This is a genomic window from Proteiniphilum sp. UBA1028 (genome assembly GCF_002316955.1).
In the GTDB taxonomy this organism is placed as follows: domain Bacteria; phylum Bacteroidota; class Bacteroidia; order Bacteroidales; family Dysgonomonadaceae; genus Proteiniphilum.
Map to the genome: position 1 here is coordinate 936 of NZ_DCEN01000010.1, position 5035 is coordinate 5970.

Annotated in this window: 3 protein-coding genes; 1 reads left to right on the forward strand and 2 read right to left on the reverse strand. The window is 46.8% G+C overall.

Annotation, left to right across the window (positions count from 1 at the left end; translation table 11 throughout):
* Window positions 1–2624, reverse strand: a 2624-nt coding sequence (locus tag B3Z75_RS01255; protein ID WP_294066904.1) for a SusC/RagA family TonB-linked outer membrane protein, incomplete at its 3' end; no start/stop codon positions are given.
* A gap of 123 nt (window positions 2625–2747) precedes the next feature.
* Window positions 2748–4199 carry an IPT/TIG domain-containing protein gene (locus tag B3Z75_RS01260; RefSeq protein WP_286845780.1) on the reverse strand — a complete coding sequence of 484 codons (1452 nt, stop codon included), beginning with the start codon at window positions 4197–4199 and terminating at the stop codon, window positions 2748–2750.
* Between the two features lie 255 nt (window positions 4200–4454).
* Here B3Z75_RS01260 and B3Z75_RS01265 point away from each other — a divergent pair, with 255 nt between their 5' ends.
* Window positions 4455–4784: a helix-turn-helix domain-containing protein gene (locus B3Z75_RS01265; protein WP_294066911.1), complete on the forward strand. Its 330-nt coding sequence runs from the start codon at window positions 4455–4457 to the stop codon at window positions 4782–4784.
* Window positions 4785–5035 lie beyond the last annotated feature (251 nt).

Here is a 5035-nt window from a genome sequence, read left to right on the forward strand (position 1 = left end):
CGTGTGGTAGAGCCAATAGGTACTATATCATCGTTATTGATGATGCCGTCTCCATTGATATCCTTATACTTGATGTCGCCGGGCATGACGTCCCTGGGATCACTGAAGTCCTGGCGGGGGCTGTTGCGGATATCTTCATAATCCTTGAACAGGCCCAGGGCGATCAAACCCTTTGCCTGATCCACGCGGTAGCCGGTGCGACGGAGGTAGGGATAACGGTTCACCATCTCATCGGCTTCGGTGATCTCGTTCTTGCTGTAGGTGAAATTGCCGCGGATCTGCAGCACCACATTGGCCACTTTCTGATCCAGCTTAAAATTCCCGTCGAACCCGTTGGTCTTCACACTGCCCACGTTGGCGGAGGGGTTGGAGCCCTGAATACCCACCATGTCGGGCAGATAAGATCGGACCATATAGATGCCGTCCCGCTTTTCGTCGAAGTAGTCGACCGTCAGCCCAAACTTGTCTCCCCACAAGTAAAGGTCTACTCCCAGGTCGTGTTTTTTGGCAATCTCCCAGGTTACGTTGTTGGAGGATACCCGGGTATATGTCAGTCCCGGATACCCAAAGGCACTGTTCAGGTCGCCCCAATTGTAATAAACATCCTGATCGCCTGCCGGAGTGTTTCTGCTGTAGTTTCCAAAATCGGCCAGGTAGGGAAATCGGGATGAGGAGTTATCGGTTCCCACTTCACCGTAAGAATATCTGATCTTGAGCATTCCCAACCAATCGATACGGTCTTTTACAAACTGCTCCTCCGCGATGTTCCAAGCTGCCGAAAAAGCAGGGAAGAATCCGAACTGATGCCCTTTGGCAAAGTTCTCCGAACCGTTATAACCAAAATTAAAATTGAAGAGATAGCGGTTCTTATATCCGTAAGAAAGATTCCCTGCCAATCCTTGATGACGGCGTGCGATACCCTCCATGATATTATCTCCTATGCCGGAAGTGTTCACGTAGTTATCGTGCGTGTACTTAAGCACACCGCCTACGTTGTGGTCATTGAAGTTTCTCCCGTAAGACATCTCTGCCTCAATGAACTCCTTCCTGTCGCCTGAAGCAGAAGATCCCTGAGTCATCAGCCGCTCCGGAACCAATCGGTTAAATACAATCTTGCCATCTGAGTCCCGCTGCCGCTCGGCTCTCCACATCTCCGGATTTTTCCGGCGCTGAATATAGTTGTAATTATAGGTATCATATCCGAATCGTCCGGAAAACTTTAACCCTTCGGTAATGAAATCCAGCTTCTGCTCTAACGTCACATTGGAATTGATGGTATTTTGCCATATCTCCGAGTATCCTGTCTGGGTAGCGGCCACCCAGGGATTGTATTTCCTCTCCCACGATTCCGCATCTTCGCCCTGCATGATCGGCACATATCCGTTTGAATACATCACCGGCATGGTAATGGGGTTATAGCCGAATACCGAATACCAAATATCGTCAGTACTGATTGCCCCGGAACGATTCGATTTTTCCAACGATCCGCCGATACCTACCTGAACGAGGGTGGAGGCCGTTAGGTTCATGTCCATGTTCAGACGATAATTATAACGCTGATAATTGGCATTGGTATCATAATCTTTCATCGTTTTATCCACATGATACATGCCTCCTTCGTCGAGAAAGCTGCCGGACAGATAATACCTTGCCTTTGCTCCTCCACCTTTCACACTCACAGAGGTGCGATACATCGGAGCACCGTCTTTCAACAAAAGATCCATCCAGTCCACATTGGGATAGATGTCCGGATCGAGCTGTTCACCGATCATCATCAGCTCCTGGTCGGTATAAACGGCTTTTTGGTTGCGGGTGGTACGGGCTTCATTAGCCATGGATGCATAGGTGAGACCATCCACGAATTTGGGCGTGCGGGTACGGGTGGTCCAGGTATATTCCGATTTGGCGTTCACCTCTACTTTTCCCTCGCCACCCCTTTTTGTGTTAATAAGAATAACCCCGTTAGCGCCGCGTGACCCGTAAATAGCGGTGGCGGAGGCATCCTTCAGCACCGAGAATGACTCTATATCCTCGATGTTGAGTTCATCCATGCTGCGCTCAAAACCATCTACAAGGATTAGGGCACTAGAGCTTCCCCCAAAGGTAGAGATGCCTCGTATCCAAAATTCGGAAGTATTGGACCCTGGTTGACCTGAACGTTGCATGGCCATCACTCCCGCTACGTTTCCAGCCAGAGCGTTTGTGAGACTCGACACGGGTGTCCGCAGGGTCCCCACTTCTACGGTGGTGATGGCGCCCGTGACGGTCACTTTCTTCTGCGGGCCAGTCCCGGTAATGGTTACCTCATCGAGGGCGGTCGCTTTTGATTCCTGCATCGTGATGTCAAGTATCGTATTTTCATCCTTTACCAAGTGCTCCTGGGTTTCATAACCGATGTATGAGAAGACAAGGTATTGAAACGATTCGAGTTTTATCTTGTAGTTACCATCGATATCCGAAGCTACTCCCAGTCCCGGTTTTTCTTTTACTACAACGGTAGCGCCGATTAATGGGACGCCTTCTGCATCGACAATGGTGCCAGAGACTTCCACATTTTTTCGTTGAGCAAATATGCTCAGTACACAGGTCATTGTAAATAAAATGGATAGTATATATTTCTTCATTTTTTTGTGTTTTAAATTTAAGCTATAAGCTGGAGCTATCAGTCATTAGCAGTCAGCTTTCGGCTTTTTGCCGAGACTTGTATTGCTTTTAGCGGCATTGTATCAGCCTTCAGCTAGCAGTTATTATTCGACAGAGATGGTCCTTATCCGCTTATTTTCACGGTCGGCCACGTAAAAGATCTCCTCATCCTCGTCGTAACAGATGCCAGTAGGCTCCCGAAAACGGGCTGTTTCGCGTGCATCTCCGTCGATCCAACCCCATACTTTTCCATCGACGCCCATACTTCCCCGTCCTGCAAATGTGCTAACCTCACCTTCAGGAGTTATTTTTCTGATAGCATTATTATTATGATCACACACATAGAAATCATACACATCCTCTTTGCCCTGTACCACATACTCTTTGTTTTTCACGAATACTCCCTGTCGCGGTCGGCTGAAACGTGCGGAACTTCCAGGGGCATCAACATAGCCCCCACTTCCGCCAATATCCCCCACATGAAGCACGGATGAAACCAGTTCTTTTTTTGTTTTATCGTAAGCACAACGGTAAACGCCGTTGAAGCCGGTCATATAAACATACAAATCATCGGGGTGCCTGAACATGAACACATGATCACTAGAGTTGGCCCTGACGCTGAACAATGCTTTCCCATCCCACATTCCGCTGGCCTCGTCAAAGACCTGACGGGCTTTGTACACCTCTGACGATTGCCAGGTGTTGTAGAAGAGCGATCCGTCACTCATTGATACAGCTGAATAGGAGCACTGAGCGTATAAATAGGGATACACTTTACGGAATCCATCGTTACGCACAGCGTAAAATATATTTGGCATCTGATGACGGTCGTTCCAATTTCCACGGCCGTTGTCATCCACGAAAAAGAGGGTATCTCTCGTTGGCGTGTCGAACAACATCGATTTTACCTGATGCACGCCCGCCTGGCCTTTCATGAAAACGGTGGAGACCTCTTTGGTAGTGAGGTTGATCTTTCGCAGGGCTGCCAGATTCTCCTCATCGATACAATAAATGATTTTGTTGCCCTCTTCGTCAATGTCGAATTCCAACCACCAGGGGTGTTGAAACTCGGCTTCCTCAAACGATCCGTTGATGATGCTCGAGGAGTTGGTTTGAGGGTCTACTTTCCCGGTCAGCGTGTTCACCTGCAGGGCAGCCTGAAGTGTAAACAGCTCCTCAAAGGTATGTTCCTTGATCATTTTTCCGTCCTGGCCCTTGATCCGGACCACTACATCGCCCCTGCCGGAGCGCCGGGGTACCATCGCACAGATTTTCGTTCCCGATGAGCCGATTACGGGAGCGTTTACACCACCAATGATTACTTCAATTCTCGAGATATCCGTTCCGAAGTTGCTTCCTTCAAAAAAGAGAAGTGTACGTACGGCCCCCTCTTTCGGAGAGAACCCGGTAAAGAGCACCGGCCTGGAAGGATCCGGGGGTGTCACACTTTTGGGCCCTTCGTAGCCGCCTTGCTGGCTACATCCCGTAGCGGTAATGGCTACTGTCATGCATATGACAAACAACCATACAAAAAAATGACTGATGTTTTTGAGCATTTCTGATATAATTAGGTTATTGAAGAATAATTAAATGATACGAGCAACTTACACACAGTATTTTGTGCCAAAATGTTTGTTTAAAGCAAACTTTTCACACCTATTGCATGGTATCTTTCTCTAACTTTGCCGTTTTTTTATCGGCGCAACAAATATAACAGATATTTACATATTACGCAAATATAATTTGCTTTATATGCAATTATTTTGCGCACAACAATATAACTTATTGATTTACAGTGTGTACTTTTGAGCATGAATTATAACGAAGAAAAAATAATAGCCAATATTGTGCAAATACGCAATCTAAAGCGTCTTTCACAATCGGCAATTGCCCAAAATCTCGATGTGGATGTTGCGACAATCAGCAGAATTGAAAGCGGGAAAATTGCACTTTCTTACAAAACACTTGCAGATATTGCAAAATCTCTGGATATGTCTGTTATCGATGTGATTACCTATCCGGAAGTATTTTCATCAAACAAACCTTCAGGTACCCGGGTGATGGTTGAACTGGAAATCTCTCCTGAAGAGTTTATCCGGTCAGGACTGAAGGATAAGGTGTTAAAAGCTCTTGAACAATAACTGTTTTGGGAATCAGTACCCTGCCTCCTAAGAATATAAGGTAAGCAAACACCGTATAAAATGTGGTAAGGTATTGCCTGTTTTGTTAAAAATGAATACTTCTACGGAATAAACAGAGGTATCATGAGAAAGAAAAGCACGCAATTCTTAACAATTTTAATTCTGGTGATGGGAGGAATATGCTTTAGCGGATGTGACAAGGACAACGAAGAGGATCCGCTGGGAGCTTCCAGGCCTATTTACAACATGTT

What these genes read in the sequence shown, in the direction of transcription:
- B3Z75_RS01260 (WP_286845780.1), bottom strand. Translation starts at nt 4,199, where the DNA reads ATGCTCAAAAACATCAGTCATTTTTTTGTATGGTTGTTTGTCATATGC.
- B3Z75_RS01265 (WP_294066911.1), top strand. Translation starts at nt 4,455, where the DNA reads ATGAATTATAACGAAGAAAAAATAATAGCCAATATTGTGCAAATACGC.